Here is a 529-nt window from a genome sequence, read left to right as displayed (position 1 = left end):
CTGAGCGCGGCAAGCCGGAGATAAAGTGGAACTGCTGCAATCCCTTCACCCTACTTTGTAAGTCCTTTTGTCCGACGAGCGTAGTCCAACAATACCCTTTCGACTAGTAGTGTTTTGATATCAAAATAGAGCAAAACGGACTATGAAAGCCCGTTTTAATCGCGAAAAAAATGGTGAAGCGTTTAAGTCATTTCTCCGTCGTCCCGTTATCAGTGGTCAACGAAAAAAGTCGCGCATTTGCGCCACCGGCATGGGTCTGATCACGCAGTTGCCAAGTCGTCGGCAAGGGTCGGAATGGGTCAGGCACGTCCACGTCCAGATCGCCGATCAACCAGACCCGGGCACTGCCCTTGGGCAGGTCATCGAGTCGGTCCAGGTAGACCTCCTCGGACACCAGGGTGCCGAAACCGTAGTGATTCGGACGCGTCGAACGGCCATCGGCAGCGGGCGGGGTATACAGCCGCACCTGAGCGTCAGTGCGGTTGTAGTAGACGTAACTGAGGTACCAGAGCATGTCGCTGGTGACGAT

1 pseudogene is annotated in these 529 nt (G+C 54.6%); it reads right to left on the bottom strand.

What is annotated here, in order from left to right:
* Nucleotides 1-187 precede the first annotated feature (187 nt).
* Nucleotides 188-529, bottom strand: a pseudogene (locus HT737_RS30580) (hypothetical protein); the annotation flags it as partial.

Origin of the sequence: Pseudomonas sp. MD195_PC81_125 (assembly GCF_014060985.1) — a bacterium.
In the GTDB taxonomy this organism is placed as follows: Bacteria; Pseudomonadota; Gammaproteobacteria; order Pseudomonadales; family Pseudomonadaceae; genus Aquipseudomonas; species Aquipseudomonas parakoreensis.
This window is presented reverse-complemented; position numbering and strand designations above follow the sequence as displayed.